Genomic DNA, 18945 nt, shown 5'->3' with positions numbered 1-18945 from the left:
TTCCAGCACCGCGCTCGGCGGGACACCCGTCCAACGCCACATACGAATGTCTCCGGAGTGGTACGCTACGTCAATATCCCTCTGAACGATATTAGCAACCGTTTTTCAAATACCCTCGTCGGTTCCATCCGAAATGCGAAAGACACGACGGCAAGTCCTCCTCGGTGCAGGTACGACGGCGGCGGCCAGTCTCGCAGGCTGCATCGGTGACGGCAGTTCCGACAGTACGGGCGGCGGTGAGTCCGGCGGGCAACGCTCTTACGAAGTCGGCCACGGTGACTTCCGGACGACGGTCAGTGCCGCTACCTTTCCCGACATGCTGTACTTCTATTGCGTGCAGTCCGGGTGGATGAACTGGCCCTCGGTGATGTCCGCCTTCGAGGAAACGTACGGCTCCGCGGTCCACGACGACGACCGCTCCTCCGGGGAGGCGCTGCAACACATGCGGTCGCACTCGAACAACATGACCCACTCCGGATACAACGGCGGGTACACCTACGGTATCGTCGCCCGCAACGACGGCTTCACGCAGGCCTACAAACCGGCGGGGTGGGAGAAGGTCCCGAGCGCCCTGAAGACCGACGACGGTCACGTCACCGCGACCCGGCGCGTGACGACGGCAGTAACCTACCGCAAGGACATCTACGAGGAGCGAGGCCTCGACGAGCCGACGACGTGGGCGGACCTGCTCCAGCCCGAAATCACGCAGGACCTCGCGCTCCAGACGCCCCAAGCCGCCGTCGGGTTGGCGGCGGCGCTGTCTGTGAACAACGCCCGCGGCGGGTCGATGGAGAACCTCCAGCCGGTCATCGACTACTACAAGCAGATTCAGGAGGGCGGCGCGGAGTTCACCGACAACTTCCTCGCGCAGTTCTCCCGGGGCGAGTACGCCACGTTCGTGCGGTATGACTACTCCGGACTGGACCTGAAGTACAACAACGACGAAGTAGCCGAGGAGAACGTCGGCGTCGCCCTGCTGAGCGGCGAGAACGGGAACGCCGGCGCGCTCAACATGCCCTACGGCTACGCGCTGTTGCAGAACGCCCCCAACCCCGAGGCCGGCAAGGTGTTCATGGACTACGTCCTCTCGCTGGAGGGGCAACAGCACTTCCTCGACGCCTACGTCCGTCCGATCCGCTCCGCCGAGATGGAACTGCCCGACGAGTTCATCGACGCTACGGAGTACGACCGCACGGAGTTTCAGGTCGACTACGACAAACTGGTCGACCAACAGCAGTCCATCATCCAAGAGATCACCCGCGGCGCGAACCTCTAGATGTCCACGTCCGGTCGCATCGCCGACGTCCTCCCCGCCGTTCGCGGTGCCGTCGAGGACCTCGGGTCGGTCGCCGTCCCGACGACGGAACGGGACCGGGAACGCCGCCGCATCGCCGCCCTCTGTGCGCCCTTCGCGGTCTTGCTGGTCGTCGCTGGCGTCTACCCGCTGCTAGAGGTCGTTCGCATCAGCGTCTCCGTCGAGCGCTTCGAGACGGTCGGCTTCACGCTGTCGGCCTACCGCACGCTGGTTACCGACCCGTACTACCGGCGCGTCGCGTTCAACACGCTGTGGTTCGCCGCGCTGACGACGCTGGTCTCCGTCGCACTGGCGGTGCCCATCGCCCACGCTCTAGAGAAGTACGACTTGCCCGGGGAGGGCCTGTTCGTCACGCTGGTGTCGTTCCCGATTAGCCTGCCCGGTATCGTCGCCGCGTTCATGATGCTCGTCCTGTTCGGCAACAACGGCGTCCTCACGAACGTCGTAGCGACGTTCGCGGGCGCGAACCCGACGGACGTGGCCGTCGCCGTCAGCGTCCCCGGCCTGTTTCTGGCGTTCGTCTACTCGATGGTCCCGCGGGCGACGCTCATCCTCCGTGGCACCTACGCCGAAGTCGAGGAGGCCGCCGAAGAGGCCGCACAGGCGCTCGGTGCGACGCCGTTGCAGACGTTCCGGTACGTCACGTTCCCGCAGATTCGGCCGGGCATCACGGGCGCGCTCATCCTCACCTTCCGCACGGGACTGGCCATCTTCGGGACGCTCATCGTCATCCAGACGCTGTTGGTGTGGACGCTCCAACTCGACCGCGAACTCTCGGCGGGTGCGTTCCCCGTCGCCGGCGCGATGGCGACGGTGTACTTCGTCTTCGTCTTTGGCTTTACGGCACTGGGACTGCGCTACACCAGTGCGGAGGTGGGGCTGTGACGGCCCTCTCCCGACGGTTCGGACGACCCGCCGTCACGCTGGTCCTGTTGGTGACGGTGACGTTCCTCATCGCGCCCGTCGCGCTCACCATCGTCGGGTCGTTCGCCCGCGAGTGGACGGGGGTCTTCCCCGCTGGGTTCGTGACGTTCCGCAACTGGGCCGAAGTGCTGGGCCTCGCCGACAGCATCGGCTCACAACGAAGCATGGGATGGGACCCGCTGGTGGTACTCCCCGTCGGCGACGGCCTGACGCTGATGGCCCCCGCCGAACTGTTGTTCAGCGTCGGGTTGGCGCTGGGAGGCGTGCTGATCAATCTCGTCGTCGGCGTCCCCATCGCCTACGCCGTCTCTCGGTACGAGTTCCGGGGTAAGGAGTGGGTCAACGCGGTGTCGGTCCTGCCGCTGGTCCCAGGCGTCATCCTCGGGGTGGCCTTCCTGCGGGCCTATCCCGTCCTCTCGGGGACGAGTTTCGGCCTCATCGTCGGCTACTCCCTGCTGAAGGCACCCTTCATGGTGATGGCCGTCCAGAGCGAGTTCGAGTCGATGCCGCTTCGCCAGTTGGAGGAGTCGGCCCGCTCGCTCGGGGCATCGTGGCCCCGGACCTTCCTCACCGTCGTCGTCCCGAACGCGCGGTCGGGCATCGTCTCGGGGGCCATCATCTGCTGGACGCTCGCCGCTGCGGAGTTCAACTTCTCCTACGTCGTGTGGGCGAAAGGCACCCAACCGCTGGCGCTGTTCCTGCAGCGTCACATCTCGAACAGCACGTTCACCAAGGCCGCCGCCGCGGTGTCGATGTTCTTCTGCATCGTCGTGGCCATCACGCTGCTGTTGCAGGCGTTCGGAACCCGCGGCTTCGACACGAGAGGTACCTGAATGGCACGCGTCACCATCGATTCGGTTCGTAAAGTGTACGACGACACGGTCGCCGTCGAGAACGTCTCTCTGACCGTTCCGGACGGCGAGATACTCGGTCTCCTCGGTCCATCGGGGTGCGGGAAGACCACCACCCTGCGGACTGTCGCCGGCTTCGAGACGCCCACGGAGGGCACCGTCGCCTTCGACGACGAGGACGTAACCCACGTCCCGCCCGAGGACCGCAACATCGGTCTGGTGTTCCAGACGTACGCCCTCTTTGATAACATGACCGTCGGCGAGAACGTCGCCTTCGGCCTGAAGATGCGCGGCGTCGACCCCGCCAAGCGCCGAGCGCGGGCCGAGGAACTACTCGAACTCCTCGGTATCGGCGGGCTTAGTGACCGGGACCCACAGACCCTCTCCGGGGGCCAGCAACAGCGCGTCGGCCTCGCTCGTGCGCTCGCTATCGAACCGCGCGTCCTCTTACTGGACGAACCCATGACCGGCCTCGACGCGAAACTCAAGCGTCGACTCCGCAACGAACTCGGCGAACTCCTGGACGAGCTAGGCGTCACGGCGCTGTACGTCACGCACGACCAAGCGGAGGCGATGTCGATGTGTGACCGCATCGCCGTGATGAACGACGGTCACGTCGAGCAAGTCGGCACCCCACGCGAGGTGTACGAACGGCCCGCAAACGCGTTCGTCGCCGACTTCGTCGGTACTGCCAACGTCCTCGATGGCGTCGTCAGCGACGGGACGCTGGATCTCGGCTTCGAGCGCGTTCCCGCGGCGGGCGCGCCGGAGGGACCGGCCACTGTTGTCGCCCGACCCGAGGCGTTCCGTGCGGACTCCGACGGCGAGATTCCGGTGGCGGTCACCGAGCGCACCTATCAGGGCGACCACGTCCGGGCGACAGTGACACTGCCCGACGAGACGGCCGTCACGCTCCGCCTCGATCCTGCCACGCTTACCGACGACGAGAACGTGCGACTTACGCTAGACCCCACTGCGCTCCACGTCACCGACGTCGACGTAGAGGCCGACTCCGACGGAGCGGTGATACCGAACTGAGCGTCACAGCGCCACCAGCAGGCCACCGACGACGCCGAGGCCGCCGAACACCGTACACACCGCCCAGAACGGGACTTCTCGGACCAGTCGGACCAGCGCGTCGACGGTGAGATAGCCGGCGACGGCGCTGACCGCGAGGGCGACGACGGCTTCGACTGGCGTTATCGACGGGAGGCCCGTGTCGACGAGGACGAGGGCGTTAGCCGCGAGCGCGGCCGGAATCGAGAGGAGAAAGGAAAACCGCAAGGAAGACTCACCGTCGTGGCCGCGCAAGAGGAGGGCGCTGACGGTGGTCCCGGAACGGGAGACGCCCGGCAGGATGGCAAGCCCCTGCAACCCGCCGACGAGGATGGCGTCGACCCAGTCCGGCCGGGTGCGCTCGCCCAGCGACAGCGCGGCGGCGGATCGCTGGACGAGACCGGTCAACACGAGCAAGCCGCCGACCAACGCCAGAAACAGGCCGCCTTCGAGTTCGGAGACGGCGGCGTCGAGCGCGAGATACGCCGGGAGGCCGGTGACGCCGGTCGCCATCGTGGCGAGGACGAGAAAGGAGAGGTCCGCCGTCTCGTCGGCGAAGGGACGCCGGGAGAGGGCAGTCAGCGAGTCCAGCACGTCCCTGAGTTCACCGCGGTAGTACGCGACGGCGGCGACGGCAGTGCCAGCGTGCAAGAAGAGCGCCAGCCGAGTGGCGTCGCCCGGGTCGAGTCCCGCGAGCGCCGTCGACGCGAGGGCGACACCACCCTCACTGGAGACGGGAATCCACTCTAGAATCCCCTGCAACAGACCCAACAGGACGGCGACGAGAATCGGATGCACGGTTACGGGGCGGTCAGCCGCGAGCAAAGGTGGTTCGGTCTTCTGTTCCAGCGTGTGGCGTCACCAGTATATATACCGCTGCCGTCCAACAGGTGGTATGCAACTGGGTGGAGTCACTGACCTCCTTGCCTCGTTTCCCGCGTGGCAGGGGTTCGCCGTACTGATTATCGCCGGCCTCGTTCTCGGATTCCTCGTCCGCGTCGTCGGCGACCGTTACCTCAAGCGGGTGACCGCCCGTATCGACGGCGAGGTCGACGACATCGTCCTCCGCGGGGTTCACTCGGCGCTCTATGTCACGCTGAGCGTCGCCGGCGTCTACGTCGGGACGCAGGTGTACGACGTCTCACCGGACCTCGCGGTGCCGCTCGAGGCCGGGACGCTCTCGGTCATCATCGTCGTCTGGGCGGTGACGCTGATGCGGGTCGGGCGAAAAGCCTCGAACGCCGCCACGGACACGCGCTACATCGACCGACAGGTCGTCCCCATCCTCCAGAACGTCTGGAGCGCGGTGGTCGCCGGTGTCAGCGTCTTGCTCTTGCTCGTCCTCTGGGAGATCAATCCGACGCCGCTACTGGCGTCGGCCGGCCTCATCGGTATCATCGTCGGACTGGCCGCCCGTGACACGCTGGCGAACTTCTTCGGGTCGCTGTCGCTGTATCTGGACGGGACCTACAAGATCGGCGACTACGTCGTGCTGGAGACCGGCGAACGCGGCCGCGTCGAGGACATCTCCGTGCGCTCGACGGTCATCCGGACCCGCGACGACATCCTCGTCACCGTCCCCAACTCGAAACTCTCCAGCGCCGCCATCGTCAACGAGTCCACCCCGAAGCAAAAGCGTCGCATCCGCGTTCCCATCGGCGTCGCCTACGGGACGGACGTCGACGCCGTCGAGGAGATACTGCTGGCGGTAGCCGGGACAGAGGATCTAGTTCTCGACCGACCCAAACCGAGAGTCCGCTTCCGCGAGTTCGGCGAGTCCGCGCTGAACTTCGAACTCCTGTGCTGGGTGTCGAACCCGGCGCTGAACGCGCGCGCCATCCACAACCTCAACAAGGCCGTCTACGAGCGGTTTCGAGACGCTGGCGTCGAGATTCCGTTCCCACAGCGGGACGTCTCGGTGTCCGTGACGGACGTTCCAGGCGAACTGTTCACCCGAGAGCCGACGGAGTACACCGCCGACGGCGGCCGCGACGAGCGCTGAGACGGGCATAGGGTGCTGCTGATGAGACAACCACTGGGGTCGGACTGAAAGGGGCGGCGCGCTGAACGATGGCAGACGAAGTAAGCACTGGACGGAGCGAGTAACGCGAGCGACGGAAGCGCGCAACGAGGCTCCCGAGTTCAGCGCGCCGGGGCTTTCTGGCTGTGAGTCACAGCACCGTTCGTAAGAACGACGGCGGCGGAGAGGTCGAAACGCAGTTACGGACCGGCCGCGTCGCACAGACAATGACTGTACTGGAGGACGCGCGGGCCGCGCTGGACACCGGGCCACTCTGTGACGCCTGTCTCGGACGGCTCTTTGCCGACCGGAGTTTCGGGCTGACCAACGCCGAACGGGGCCACGCGCTACGGGTGACGCTCGCGCTCGAAGCCGACGACGACTTCGAGGCCGGCGCGGACTGCTGGGTCTGTGAGGGAGAGTGTGACCGCATCGAGTGGTGGGCCCAACAGGCCGCCACCGCCGCGCGGGGCTATGACTTTTCGACGTATCAGGTCGGGACGAAAGTCCCGCCGTTACTGGAGGAGAACGACGCGCTCTTGCGCGAGGACGTGGGGCTGGACGAGGACGCCGGCGAGGCGCTGAAGACGGAACTCAACCGCGAGGTGGGCAAGCGAATCGGCGACCTGACCGGCGCCGAGGTCGACTTTGGCCGACCGGAGGTCCAGTTTACGCTCGACCTCTCGACGGACGAAGTCGAGGCGCGCGTCAACTCCGCGTTCGTCTACGGCCGCTATCGCAAACTGGCGCGGGACATCCCCCAGACGAAGTGGCCCTGCAACGACTGCAACGGCACCGGCCGCTGGCAGGGCCAGCCCTGTGACGGCTGTGACGGCACCGGCTACCGCTACGACGAGAGCGTCGAGCAACTGACGGCCCCCGTCGTGCAAGAGGCGATGAAAGGGTCCGGCGCGACGTTCCACGGTGCCGGCCGCGAGGACGTCGACGCCCTGATGCTCGAATCCGGCCGCCCGTTCGTCATCGAGGTCGACGAACCCCGCACTCGCGACGTCGACACCGACGCGCTCGAAGCGGACGTCAACGAGTTCGCCGACGGCAAAGTCGAGGTAAAGGGCCTCCGACTGGCGACCCACGAGATGGTCGAACGCGTGAAGGAACTGGACGCCTCGAAGACCTACCGGATGGACGTCGAGTTCGAGGAACCCGTGACGGAGGACGCTTTGCGGGAGGCGCTCGACGAACTCGAAGGGACGACCGTCGAACAGGAGACGCCACAGCGGGTGGCCCACCGCCGCGCGGACCTCACGCGCACCCGCGACGTGTACGCCGCCAGCGGCGAACTGGTCGACGAGACCCACGCCGACATCCGCATCCACGGCGAGGGTGGCCTCTACGTGAAGGAACTGGTCTCCAGCGACGAGGGGCGAACGGAACCGAGTCTCTCGGGCCTGCTGGGGGTCGATGCCGTGGTGACCGCGCTGGACGTCGTCGACGTGGAGGGAGAGGACGAACCGTTCGCGAAGGCCGAGTTCCTCAAAGAGTAGTCACTCGCCGATACTGTCCGTCGGAAACGCCCGTAACCGCTCGACGTTCTCCTCGACGGAGTCCAGCGCCGTCTGAAGCCGGTCAGTCGCGGCCACGAGGTCGTCTTCCTGACTGTACTGGACCAGTCCGCACTCCTCAAGAAGAGGGATGTGCGTGTGATAGAGCCGAAAGTACGTATCGCGGAGTTGTTCGCCCGACAGTGCCGCGACGCCCGTATCGTACTGGCGTTCGACGACCAGTTCCGCGAGGTCGGGCAGCGTCAACTGCCGGTGGTGGTCGAGACATGCGAGCGCGAGACGGCGCTCTTCGGCAGCGAGTGCCCGGTAGACGCGGTCCAGTTCGACCATCGTCGGTCGGGAATACGCTCACGAATGTCAATCTTGCGAATAGTTGTGGGCTACCGACGGCTTCGGTCGGTTCGGAGCGACCGCAACGACTATCCTCGCGCCCCCAGACCGACCAGTCATGCGATTCGGCGTCGACGAGGCCGGGAAGGGGCCCGTACTGGGGTCGATGTTCGCCGCCGCGGTCCGGGCCGACCCGGCGGCGCTCCCGGACGGCGTGGGCGACTCGAAGGGCATCGCGCCGGACCGGCGCGAGCGACTGGGCGAGTCGATACGCAAGGTGGCCGACGCCGTCGCTGTCGCCGAGATCCCGGTCGAGCGCATCGACGACCCGGAGACGGACATGAACACGCTGACCGTCGCCGCCCACGGCGAGGCCCTCGCCGGCGTCGCCACGGACGGCCTGTCGGGAACCGTCGACGCCGGTGACACCGACGCCGAGCGGTTCGGTCGCCGCGTGGCCGGCCGCGTCGACGCGACGGTGACCGTCGACGCCGAACACGGCGCCGACGAGACGGACCCGCTGGTGGGCGCGGCCTCGATCGTGGCGAAAGTGGCCCGCGACGCACACGTCACGGCGCTCTCTGCGGCGTACGGTGCTGTCGGGTCCGGATATCCGAGCGACCCGACGACGCGAGCGTTCCTCGCGGACTACGTCGACGAACACGGAGCACTGCCCGACTGCGCACGGGCGTCGTGGTCGACCTGCGAGGACGTCCTCGCGGCGGCCGAACAGGCGACGCTCGGCGAGTTCTGAGAAGAAAACCCCGCGAACGCGGCTTGGACCTGGACGGGAGATGTTTTCGACAGCCCTTGCGACCCGTCCAGCACTCGTGTCAGCGTTTAGCCGGGCTTGCACCGGCCTTGCCCTTGCGGGCTTTAGCTGGGCTTGCACCAGCCTTTGCCGACGTGCTGGGTTCCCGAGCGTCACTTACGTGACGTCCGGTACTTGGCCTTCCTACCGACCCTGCCGGCCGGATCGGCGATGGGCTGTGGCGGTTCTCCTTCGGAGCGGTGACCTCGGAATCCTGTGACGGACTGCTCGGTTCTTGCCCCCAACGCATCCCGTTCCGTCCAGAACGGACAGTCTGAGATACGTCGTCCAGTGTGTCCCCGCGTTCCAGCGGGACCTGAATGTACGCCGAGAGGGATGATAAGTCAATCTAAATGGATTTGTCACTAAGTACCAAGGAATATCGCTACGACGACGTGAAACGAGGGTGGGTGGGTACGAGGCGGCCGAGAGAGGCCGACGACGCCGGCGTTCAGTCCTCGTCCAGCACGAGGTTCCGGAGGATGTCACCGTAGGCCGGACGGGTGACGAGGACGCCGATGAGGACGCCGACGATGGTGATGATGGCGAACCCGGAGAGGTCACCCAGCGAGAGCACCATCAGCGGGCTCATGGCGACGATAGTCGTCGCCGCGGCGGCGCCGATGACCCAGAACGCCTTGCGGAAGCGACTCTGGAACACCCGGCCCGTCTCGACTTTCCCCTGCTGGAGTATCTCGTCGGCGATGATGATGAGGTCGTCCACCCCCGTCCCGATGACGGCGATGAACCCCGCAAGGTGCGAGAGGTTCAGCGGGTACTGGACCAGCGCGACGAACCCGAGGAGGATGAACACCTCCGAGAGCGCCGTCACGATCATCGGGAAGGCCACCTCCGGTCGACCGTAGCGGATGTAGACGACCAGACTGACGGCGACGACGGCGAGCAATCCAGTGACGACGGAGTTCTGCTGGAACTGCTCGGCCAGTGCCGGCGACAGCGAGAGTTGGTCCGAGTCCGCGAAGTTCAGCGGCGCCGGCAGTCGGCCGGCCTTCAGGTTCAGTTCGATCTCGCGGGCCATGTCCATGTCGTCGGCCGGGAGGACGAACACCGGATCGTCTTTGAACGTGTTCTGCTGGAACGACTCCGCGAGTCCGGGTGCGACACCGCGGGCGTAGAACGGTTCGCCGTTGAGCGTCGCGACGAGACAGCGCCCTTCGGTCTGCTGGATGTCGCTGTGGTTGTAGTTGCCGCAGTTGCGCGCCTGGCCGAACCCGGCGTCGACCATGTCCCCACTGAACCGCTCTGCGGTGCTGCGCTCGACGGTGACTCTGGCGACCGGACCGTATGTCTGCGTGTTGTCCGACGCCACGCCGGCGAATTCGTTCTGTGAGAGGACCTGCTCACGGACGTAGGTTCCGTTGTCCGCGGGGTAGACGGCGTACATTCGGACGACGCCCCGTTCTTCGAGGATATCGATGAGTTCCTCGGGTTCCCGATCCGGGGCGGTGATGCTGATGTAACTCCGCGGACTACCCGGTGCGCTGACCTCTTGGACGCTCCCACCACTGAGCGAGGAGGTCCGAATCTTGTCGGTGACGCTCTCGACCATCTCCTCGCGGGTGGCCTGTGTCACGCCCGGTCGTATGTTCGAGGCCTGATACCCCTCGGACTCGATGGCGGCCCGGAGTTCGTCGTCGGTGACGTTTCGCGTGAATACTTCGACGGTGCCGTTCTCCCCTCGCTGTCCCGGCCGCACTTCGACGTCGATGGGGTCGACACCGAGTTCGTTCGAGACGTTCTGTGCGAGCGCGGCCGTCTGGTTCGGCGCCACGTCGATACCCTCTGCCGTCGTGCCGACGATGGGGGCACGGATACGCGTTCCGCCGGAGAGTTGGATACCGTACTGGAGGTTGCTCACCTTCGAGGCGTTGCCGGCCCCCTCCTCGGGCGTCGTCCCCGGCACGCCACCGGGGACGAACAGCGCGACGGCACTGCCAAGCAGGAGGACGACGAGCAGGGCGATTCGCCAGTTCTCGCGGAGGGCACTCATCGGTTGACCCCCTCGTATTTGTACCAGCGAAGCAGCGTGACGTTGAGCATGTAGGTGTTCATCAGGTCGGCGGTCAGCCCCAACACGAGGACGATACCGATGGAGGCCATCAACTCGATACCGAACAGCGTCGCGGTGACGGCCATGACGGCCATCGCGGCGATGGAGGTCAGCGTCATCGTCACACCGGTCCGCATCGCCCGGTAGGTGGACTCGTAGAACCCGCCCGAGCGACGGAGGACGTGGTTGTTCAGCAGGATGTCCGAGTCCACGGAGTACCCGATGAGCATCAGGAGCGCCGCGACCGTCCCCAGCGAGAGTTTGATACCGACCAGATTCATGATGGCGACGGGGATGACGATGTCCGAGAACGCCGAGACGACGATGGCGATGCTCGGCACGAAAGTCCGGAAGAAGGCGAAGGCGAGCAGACTCATCCCGAGGAAGGCGACGCCGACACCGAGGACGGCAAGCCGCTGGTTCTCCGCGCCGAACAGCGGCGAGGTGGTGCCACTCTGAAGTCGCTCCATCTGCTCGTTCGAATCGACTGTATCACGGATAGCGCCGATGTCCGACGAATCGAACGTGACGACGTACTGATTCCCCACGTTATCGTCATCCGTCGCTCGCTCGATACCCTGTACCGAGACGACCGGTTCGTCGAACGATTGGCGTATCTCCTGCTGTGAGAGCGTCGTTTCTATCCGAACCTCCGACCCGCCCGTGAAGTCGACACCGAGCGCGACCGGCGACCCGGTCATGGCCCACCAGCCCGCGAGGACGATGAGCGCCACCGCCAGCACCACCAGCGGGACCGCCACCAGTTGGCGGTTGGAGTACTGGGTGTAGTCGACTTCCGGGACCTCGAACTCGACCATGGCCGTGGGTGTGGCACGACTCCGAATAAGCCTTCTCAATCTGCGAGGCCGGACCGACGGCGGGCGGATACCGCAAGCGAGACCGTGGTGCCGAGCGGCCCGAGAAGCCGAGTCGGCCCGCTCAGTCGGGCAGGTACCGGACGCTGACGACGCCCGCGGCGGTCCTGACCTCGACCCGGTCGACGCCGAGGCGGGCGGCCCGAGAGACGGTCGCCTCGTCCTCGACGACCTCCGTGGCCGCGTCCTCGGTGTCCTCCTCGGGTACGGTCAGGACGTGAATCTCACCCTCGCCGGCCCGCTCGCGGGTCGTCAAGTCGCCGACTGGCTGGTCGGCGGCGATGTCCGTGGCCTGTGCCGTCGGTTCGAACTCGACCCGTTCGACGGGGATGGTGCGCTCGGCGTCCAGTTCGACGACGGTGTAGGTCACCTCCATCGGCGGTTCGGGTTCGACGGTGGCGTCGACGACGCTCCCGGCGTCGACCCCCGGGTTCTCCGACAGCGTCAGTACCTGCGAGTCGGCGACGTCGCGCAGTGTCGCCGACTCGTCGTCGGCGTGCGTGACGAGGAAGGTCCCCTCTTTCGTGGTCATGGGCAGGGGTACGCTGTCGGCGTTCTTCCGGGTTTCGACCCGCACTCACCGCAGCAGTCTGTGGACGGCGTACATCACGCCGACGGCGACCAGCGGCGGCACGAGGCCGGCTATCTGAGGAAGCTCGTACAGCGCCGTGACGATGCTGCTCCCGGTCGGTTCCTGCAACTGCGGCGGGACCGAGACGACGAGGCCGACGTACAGCGACGCGACGAACAGCAACGCCGACAGCGCCAGCCCGCGGTCGTAGGTCACCGACGACACCGAGCGCCGGTGTCTGCGGGCGACGAGCAACACCGGCGCCAGCAGCGGCGCGACGACGAGCAGGCCGACGAACAGGAAGAACGACCGTGAGAAGGTGAACGTCCCGCCGCGGACGGTGCTGGTCTGGGCCAGTATCGAGATGAGGCCGAAGACGAACACGAGGGCGATGGCCACCGTCAGGAGGAGCGCCAGCAGGACGTAGCCCTTGAACAGCCACGACTCGCTCGTGCGGACGGCGTAGACGAACGCGCCGGGAAGCCCGTCGTACGACCTCTGGGTCCCCTCGACGTGGTCGGCGGGCGTCGCGTCTGTCATCGGCCGTCCTTGGGGGACCGAGCGGTTAAACGCCCCGCTCGACGGCGACTCCCCGGGACATATGTACGAGGCCGGCGACCGGTCGCGTATGCACGTAGACATCGGCGCTGCGCTCGGGTCCGTCGCCGACCCCGGCGTGGACGAGGACGCCCTCGACGCACTCGACGAGCGGGTCGCCGCGGCCCACGAGACCATCGCCGACGGCCGCGCGGCCGACGAGTTCGGCTACGCCGCGCTGAACCTCCCCGACCGCACCGACCCACAGCAGATTCGGGACGCCGTCGAACCCGTCGCCGACGCCGAGTACGTCGTCACCGTCGGCATCGGTGGCTCGGCGCTGGGCGCAAAGACGATCACCGCGGCGCTGGCAGCGGACCCCGACCGGCACGTCATCCTCGACAACGTCGACCCCGAACACGTCGAGCGAACGCTCGCGGACCTCCCGCTCGAGGACACCGCCGTCAGCGTCGTCTCGAAGTCCGGGACAACTGCCGAGACGCTGGCGAACTTCCTCGTCGTCCGCGAGGCCTACGAGGCCCGCGGCGTCGACTGGACCGAGCGGACCGTCGCCACGACCGGGGAGTCCGGGCCGCTCCGGGAGCTCGCCGACGAGGAGGACCTACCGACGCTCCCACTGCCAGACGGCGTGCCCGGCCGCTTCGCCGCGCTGTCGACGGTGGGGCTGGTACCGGCCGCCATCATGGACCTCGACATCGAGGGCCTGCTCGCGGGAGCCGGCGACGTGGCCGACGACCTCGGGCCGTCGCTGTACGACACGCCCGCCTACGCCTACGGTGCCGTCGCCTACGCACTCGAAGAGCGGGGCGCGAGCGTCAACGCCGTCATGCCCTACGCCGAACGGCTGGAGTACTTCGCCGAGTGGTTCGCCCAACTGTGGGCCGAGAGCCTGGGGAAGGACGGCCGCGGCCAGACGCCGGCGCGTGCGCTGGGCGCGACCGACCAGCACTCCCAACTCCAACTGTATCGGGCCGGCCCGCGCGACAAGATGGTCACCGTCGTCCGCCCGCGCGAACGGGCCGACGTGCCCGTCCCGGACCCGGGCCACGAGTCGCTCTCGTATCTGGCCGGCGCGGACCTCGGCGAACTGTTAGACGCCGAGTACGACGCCACGGTCGCCAGCCTCTCGGCGGCCGGACGCCCGGCCGTCGAACTCGAACTCGACCGCCTCGACGCCGCCACTCTGGGCGAACTGCTCTATGCCATGGAGGCCGCCTGCGTCCTCGTCGGCGAACTCGCCGACGTGGAGACGTTCACGCAACCGGCCGTCGAGTGGGGCAAGCGGGCCGCTCGCGGGCTGCTGGCCGGCGATGACACCGAGGAGACGCGGACGGTGGCCGACCGGCCGAGCTACGTCATCGAGTAGGTGAGGCCCCGCGGGCCTCGAAGTACCAGCGACGACGGGGTGAGCAGAGCCCGGCCCCGCGACACTGTTTTGTCCCATCGGGGAGACGACACGGTATGGTCATCTCGGACGAACCCGTCTGGGGCGACGCCCTCGACGACGTCGTACAGGAGTGCGAAGACGCCGTCGTGTACGCGGACATGGCACAAGAGACGGTCCTCCACGAGGGGGCGGTGCGAGTGCTCGCCAACGGCTGGGTGAAACTGCCCACCGGTCGACTGCTCTCGCCGAGCGCCGTCCACCACATCGACGACCGGACGGGCTAGCGGGGTCGGTGGGCCCGCGTCACGCACCCAATCGGTGGGGTCTTGTGGACCCGACGACTACCCCACGGCAACGCTCGCTATGGCACTCACTCCCCCGTACGTCTCCGTGGCCGACGGCCGCACAGTCGTCCTGAACGGCGTCCGAGCGCTGGCCGTCGTCGCGGCGGCGTTCCTCCTCGCGGGACTTCTGGGACAGGTCGGAGCGGCGCTGTTCGGCGTCTCGATCCCGTTGGACGCCGCTGGGACGCCCGCGGCCCTGTACGCGGCGGTCAACGCCGTGTCGTTCGTCGGGTTCGTCGTGGCGGCGCTGGGCTTCCTCAGACTGCGGAACGAACGATCGCTCTTGCACGTCCGGTCGCCGACGCTCAGAGACGCCGGGTGGGTCCTCGTCGGCGTCGCCGGCATCTTCCTCGGCGCGATAGTGATGGGCGTCGTCGTCGACGTGCTCAGTACCGTCGTCGAGACGGTGTTCGGAACCAGCGTCGAGTCCGGCCAGAACAGCGTCATCGAAGCGGGCCGGGAGAACCCGCCGCTGTTCCTCTACATGGTCCCGGTCGCGCTCTTGCTGGTCGGGCCGGGCGAGGAACTCGTCTTCCGCGGCGTCGTTCAGGGCCTCTTTCGCCGGTCGTTCGGGGTCGTTCCGGGTATCCTCCTCGCCAGTCTGCTGTTTGGCCTCGGCCACGCCTTCGCCATCAGTTCCGGGAGCGCGTGGACGTACGTCCTCACCGCGGGTGCGCTGGGAGTGGTCCTCGGCACGGTCTATGAATACACGGAGTCCATCGTCGTCCCGGCGCTGGCCCACGGCCTCTGGAACGCGGGGCTGTTCGTCCTGAACTACTATCTCGCGACGACCGGGACGTCGCTGCCGGTGTAGAGTAGGACCGCCGTACTCGCCGTGTGACGGGTGTCTGACGGGTATTTATGCGCTCAGCCCGTAGACGTAGTGGCATGTCATCCCGGTTCACGGTCGTGTGCGACGACGGCCAAGCCCGGGCGATTCAGGTGCTGGCCCGCCGCTACGGCATCACCGAGGAGGAAGTCCTCAAGCAACTCATCGACCTCGGGCTAGAAGACGTCGAAGAGTCGACGGTCTGAGCGACGACTCAGGCGGGGTTCTTCCGGGAGAGCGAACTCCCGCAGATGGGACAGCGGTCGTGGTTCTCGTCGAACTCTCTCCCACAGCCAGCACACTGGAACAGCCAGTCGCGCTGTTCGGAGATGCCGTCGCGAGCGATGACTTCGACGGCGACGTCCAGTTTCTCGGCGACGTTCTGCATCGCGTAGTCGTCGGTTACCAGTCTGGCGTCGAGTTCGAAGGCGGCGGCGACGAGGCGGACGTCCGTCTCCGAGAGTTCCGCGAGGTCGCCCGTCTCACGGGCCGCGCGTTCGATGCGCTCTACGGTGTCCTGTTCGGGGATGTGGAGGTGCATGCCCGACCCTTCCAGCGCGTCGAAGCGAAAGGCCGCCTCCCCCTCTAGCTCCTCTTTGACGAGCGGAATCGTCGCTATCTGCTCGTCTGTGTGATACTCGTTGATAAACGCCGACGAATCGAGAACGTACATCTACCGTTTGACGATCATGTGGTCTTTGACTGCCTTCACGCGGTCGACCGGGACCAGCAGGCGGCCCTGATCGCTGTACTCGAAGTCGGTGTTCCGGACCGACTCCGCGGGGTCGATGACGAGGTGTTTCAGCGACCCCGAGGAGAGGTCCATCGTGATGTTGTAGAGGCTTCCCAGTTCCGCCCCGTCGCTACCCATGACGTCTTTCCCCGAGAGGTTCTCGGCGAGTATCTCGGCCATACGTCTCCTTCTGAGCGAAATGATATAAACGCCACGGGCCGTCAGACGACGGCGTAGTGTTTTACGACCAGCGGCCGCAGTGGGGGACATGACCGAGAGTAGACGGCGGTTTCTCGCGGCGCTCGCCGCGGGCGTCACCGGGTCGCTCGCCGGGTGCGGTGGCGACGGCGGCGGCGAGACACCGCAGTCGACCGCGACGGAGACGACGACGGCGACCGACACACCGACGGCGTCGCCGACGGACACGCCCACACCGACCCAGACGGCGACGCCCACCGACACACCGACAGCAACCGAGACGGCCACGCCGGTCGATGCGGCCCAGCAAGTCCTCGTCGGTCCCGGAGACTTCGTCTTCGACCCGGAGACGTTCTCCGTCCCGGTCGGCAGTACCGTCCGCTGGGAGTGGCGAAGTAGCAACCACAACGTCAAGCCGGCGACGACGCCGGACGGCAGCGACTGGACCGGAACGCCGGGCGACGCGGGCCGGACCTTCGATACGGGATACACTTACACGTACACGTTCGAGACGGCAGGGGAGTACGAGTACTACTGTGCGCCCCACCGCAGCGTCGGCATGACTGGTTCGTTCACCGTCACCGAGTGAGCGCGTCTCACGGCCCGTGCGGCCGATGACGACGAACTTAACTACTGTCGCCGACTGGTTCCGATAACTTCTGGGGCCATCTATGTCTGATCAGGACGCCACAACAGAGACGGACCACACTCTCCGGACACCCATCGTCGCGGTACTGGGCCACGTCGACCACGGGAAGACCAGCCTGCTGGACCGCATCCGCGGGTCCGCCGTGACCGCCGGGGAATCGGGCGCAATCACACAGCACATCGGTGCCACTGCGGTGCCACTCGACGTCATCTCGGAGATAGCCGGGGAACTCGTCGACCCGACGGACTTCGACCTGCCGGGCCTGCTGTTCATCGACACACCCGGACACCACTCCTTCTCGACGCTCCGCTCGCGCGGCGGGGCGCTCGCGGACATCGCCATCCTCGTCGTCGACGTCAACGACGGCTTCCAGCCACAGACGCTGGAGGCCATCGACATCCTCAAGCGCACCCAAACCCCGTTCATCGTCGCCGCGAACAAGATAGACACCGTCCCGGGCTGGAACCCCAACGAGAACACGCCCGTGCAGGCGACGATGGACGCCCAGTCCGAGCGAGTCACCTCCGATCTGAACCAGAAACTGTACGAGATCATCGGCGAACTCTCGGACAACGGGTTCTCCGCCGACATGTACTGGCGCGTACAGGACTTTCAGGCCAACATCGGCGTCGTCCCCGTCTCCGCGGAGACGGGCGAGGGCGTCCCGGACCTCCTGACGGTGATGATGGGCCTCTCCCAGCGCTACATGAAAGAGGAGATGGAGATAGACACCTCCGGCCCCGGCGTCGGCACCGTCCTCGAAGTCAAAGATACGCAGGGCTTCGGGACGACGCTGGACGCCATCATCTACGACGGCACCATCCGGGCAGACGACACCATCGTCGTCGGTGGCCTGCAAGGCCCCATCGTCACCGACGTTCGCGCGCTCTTGCGACCCCGCCCCCTCGAAGAGATTCGGACGGAGGCGCAGTTCGAACAGGTCGACGAAGTCACGGCCGCCGACGGCGTGAAGATAGCCGCCCCGGAGTTAGACGACGCCATGGCCGGCGCGCCGATTCGCGTCGTCCGGAACCGCGAGCGGAGCGAGGTCATCGCCGAAGTCGAGGAGGAACTCGCCGAGATAGAGGTAACGACACAGGAGGAAGGCGTCGTCGTCAAGGCCGACACGCTCGGGTCGCTGGAGGCGATTTCGAGTACGCTCGCCGAGGAGGAGATACCCATCATGCGCGCGGAAGTCGGCGCCGTCGCGCCGCGGGACATCCGGGTCGCCGAGACGGCCAACGAACCGACCCACCGGGCCATCCTCGCGTTCTCCGTCGACGTACTAGACGACGCCCGTGACCTCGCCGAACAGGAGGACGTCGAACTGTTCGAGGACGACGTCATCTACCAACTCGTCGAGCGCTACGACGACCACGTCACAGCCATCGAGGAAGCCCAGCAAGAGCAGATTCTGGAGAACATCACGCGCCCTGCGAAGTTCCGCATCCTGCAGGACCACACCTTCCGACAGTCCGACCCGGCCGTCGTCGGCGTCGAGATACTGTCGGGCGAACTCCGCCGGAACGTCAACGTCGTCAAGTGGGACGGCGGCGAGGCCAAACGGGTCGGCCACCTCAAGACCATACAGGACGAGGGCGAGGACGTCGATTCGGCCCGCACCGGCGAGCGCATGGCCGTCTCCATCGACGGCCCGACAGTCGGCCGGCAAATCGAGGAAGGCGACGACCTCTGGGTCGAGATTCCCGAGAAACACGCGAAGATTCTCGAACAGGAACTCGCCGAAGACATCTCCGTCGACGAACGCGAAGCGCTCTCGATGTACGTAGAGAAACACCGCAATCGGGACCCCTTCTGGGGGAAGTAATTGGTTGAGTAATAGTTTCTATTAATTCACCGGGCAGTAGTGGGTGTTCGGTCAGTCGTATCGGGTGAGTCA

21 protein-coding genes are annotated in these 18945 nt (G+C 66.4%); 13 read left to right on the top strand and 8 right to left on the bottom strand.

Annotation, left to right across the window (positions count from 1 at the left end; genetic code table 11):
• Positions 1-133 precede the first annotated feature (133 nt).
• Genes IEY28_RS07895 through IEY28_RS07880 form a run of 4 tightly spaced genes read left to right on the top strand, consistent with a single transcriptional unit; the run spans position 134 to position 4128 of the window.
• Complete coding sequence (locus IEY28_RS07895; protein ID WP_188996133.1) at positions 134-1276, top strand: extracellular solute-binding protein; 1143 nt, start codon at positions 134-136, stop codon at positions 1274-1276.
• On the top strand, positions 1277-2200 hold the full coding sequence (locus tag IEY28_RS07890) for an ABC transporter permease (RefSeq protein WP_188996131.1): 924 nt from the start codon (positions 1277-1279) through the stop codon (positions 2198-2200).
• The gene (locus IEY28_RS07885) at positions 2197-3072 is read left to right on the top strand and encodes an ABC transporter permease (RefSeq protein ID WP_188996129.1); all 876 of its coding nucleotides are present in this window, start codon (positions 2197-2199) and stop codon (positions 3070-3072) included. The genes IEY28_RS07890 and IEY28_RS07885 overlap by 4 nt, the downstream gene beginning before the upstream one ends.
• Positions 3073-4128, top strand: coding sequence for an ABC transporter ATP-binding protein (locus IEY28_RS07880; RefSeq protein ID WP_188996127.1), 1056 nt, complete (start codon positions 3073-3075; stop codon positions 4126-4128).
• Positions 4129-4131: 3 nt separating this feature from the next.
• On the opposite strand, the gene IEY28_RS07875 is transcribed toward IEY28_RS07880, so the two are convergent.
• Positions 4132-4944 carry an undecaprenyl-diphosphate phosphatase gene (locus IEY28_RS07875; RefSeq protein ID WP_188996125.1) on the bottom strand — a complete coding sequence of 271 codons (813 nt, stop codon included), beginning with the start codon at positions 4942-4944 and terminating at the stop codon, positions 4132-4134.
• Between the two features lie 97 nt (positions 4945-5041).
• Between IEY28_RS07875 and IEY28_RS07870 the strand changes: the two genes are divergently transcribed.
• Both IEY28_RS07870 and IEY28_RS07865 read left to right on the top strand, forming a co-directional pair.
• On the top strand, positions 5042-6148 hold the full coding sequence (locus IEY28_RS07870; RefSeq protein WP_188996123.1) for a mechanosensitive ion channel family protein: 1107 nt from the start codon (positions 5042-5044) through the stop codon (positions 6146-6148).
• A 245-nt stretch (positions 6149-6393) separates the two neighbouring features.
• Entirely contained in the window at positions 6394-7671 is a 1278-nt protein-coding gene (locus IEY28_RS07865) for a tRNA pseudouridine(54/55) synthase Pus10 (RefSeq protein ID WP_188996121.1), read from the top strand.
• Here the strand turns inward: IEY28_RS07865 and IEY28_RS07860 are convergent, their stop codons facing one another.
• Positions 7672-8019: a DUF7344 domain-containing protein gene (locus IEY28_RS07860; protein WP_188996118.1), complete on the bottom strand. Its 348-nt coding sequence runs from the start codon at positions 8017-8019 to the stop codon at positions 7672-7674.
• A 118-nt stretch (positions 8020-8137) separates the two neighbouring features.
• Here IEY28_RS07860 and rnhB point away from each other — a divergent pair, with 118 nt between their 5' ends.
• Entirely contained in the window at positions 8138-8773 is a 636-nt protein-coding gene (gene rnhB, locus IEY28_RS07855) for a ribonuclease HII (RefSeq protein ID WP_188996116.1), read from the top strand.
• 508 nt (positions 8774-9281) lie between these two features.
• Here the strand turns inward: rnhB and IEY28_RS07850 are convergent.
• The 4 genes from IEY28_RS07850 to IEY28_RS07835 form a co-directional block, all read right to left on the bottom strand.
• Positions 9282-10841: a preprotein translocase subunit SecD gene (locus tag IEY28_RS07850; protein WP_188996114.1), complete on the bottom strand. Its 1560-nt coding sequence runs from the start codon at positions 10839-10841 to the stop codon at positions 9282-9284.
• Positions 10838-11719, bottom strand: coding sequence for a protein translocase subunit SecF (gene secF, locus IEY28_RS07845; RefSeq protein ID WP_188996112.1), 882 nt, complete (start codon positions 11717-11719; stop codon positions 10838-10840). The genes IEY28_RS07850 and secF overlap by 4 nt, the downstream gene beginning before the upstream one ends.
• 121 nt (positions 11720-11840) lie before the next feature.
• Positions 11841-12308, bottom strand: a complete 468-nt coding sequence (locus IEY28_RS07840; protein WP_188996110.1) for a DUF5812 family protein — start codon at positions 12306-12308, stop codon at positions 11841-11843.
• Between the two features lie 45 nt (positions 12309-12353).
• Entirely contained in the window at positions 12354-12887 is a 534-nt protein-coding gene (locus tag IEY28_RS07835; RefSeq protein WP_188996108.1) for a DUF8056 family protein, read from the bottom strand.
• An 88-nt stretch (positions 12888-12975) separates the two neighbouring features.
• Between IEY28_RS07835 and IEY28_RS07830 the strand changes: the two genes are divergently transcribed.
• The 4 genes from IEY28_RS07830 (at position 12976) to IEY28_RS07815 (ending at position 15671) form a co-directional block, all read left to right on the top strand.
• Positions 12976-14271 carry a glucose-6-phosphate isomerase gene (locus IEY28_RS07830; RefSeq protein ID WP_188996106.1) on the top strand — a complete coding sequence of 432 codons (1296 nt, stop codon included), beginning with the start codon at positions 12976-12978 and terminating at the stop codon, positions 14269-14271.
• A 95-nt stretch (positions 14272-14366) separates the two neighbouring features.
• Entirely contained in the window at positions 14367-14576 is a 210-nt protein-coding gene (locus IEY28_RS07825; protein WP_166966521.1) for a hypothetical protein, read from the top strand.
• A 79-nt stretch (positions 14577-14655) separates the two neighbouring features.
• Entirely contained in the window at positions 14656-15450 is a 795-nt protein-coding gene (locus tag IEY28_RS07820) for a CPBP family intramembrane glutamic endopeptidase (RefSeq protein ID WP_188996104.1), read from the top strand.
• Between the two features lie 74 nt (positions 15451-15524).
• Complete coding sequence (locus tag IEY28_RS07815; RefSeq protein WP_166966525.1) at positions 15525-15671, top strand: CopG family transcriptional regulator; 147 nt, start codon at positions 15525-15527, stop codon at positions 15669-15671.
• Between the two features lie 8 nt (positions 15672-15679).
• Here IEY28_RS07815 and IEY28_RS07810 read toward each other — a convergent pair whose 3' ends face one another.
• The gene (locus tag IEY28_RS07810) at positions 15680-16138 is read right to left on the bottom strand and encodes an NOB1 family endonuclease (protein WP_188996102.1); all 459 of its coding nucleotides are present in this window, start codon (positions 16136-16138) and stop codon (positions 15680-15682) included.
• Positions 16139-16378, bottom strand: coding sequence for a PRC-barrel domain-containing protein (locus tag IEY28_RS07805; protein WP_166966530.1), 240 nt, complete (start codon positions 16376-16378; stop codon positions 16139-16141).
• A gap of 88 nt (positions 16379-16466) precedes the next feature.
• Here IEY28_RS07805 and IEY28_RS07800 point away from each other — a divergent pair, with 88 nt between their 5' ends.
• Both IEY28_RS07800 and infB read left to right on the top strand, forming a co-directional pair.
• Positions 16467-16985 (top strand): plastocyanin/azurin family copper-binding protein, encoded by a 519-nt coding sequence (locus IEY28_RS07800; RefSeq protein ID WP_188996100.1) that lies wholly within the window; start codon positions 16467-16469, stop codon positions 16983-16985.
• Positions 16986-17067: 82 nt separating this feature from the next.
• On the top strand, positions 17068-18873 hold the full coding sequence (infB, locus tag IEY28_RS07795; protein ID WP_188996098.1) for a translation initiation factor IF-2: 1806 nt from the start codon (positions 17068-17070) through the stop codon (positions 18871-18873).
• Positions 18874-18945: the final 72 nt, after the last annotated feature.

Origin of the sequence: Haloarcula pellucida (assembly GCF_014647235.1) — an archaeon.
GTDB classification, from domain to species: Archaea; Halobacteriota; Halobacteria; order Halobacteriales; family Haloarculaceae; genus Haloarcula; species Haloarcula pellucida.
Note: the sequence above shows the minus strand (reverse complement) of the source record. Positions and strands in the feature narration are given on the sequence as shown.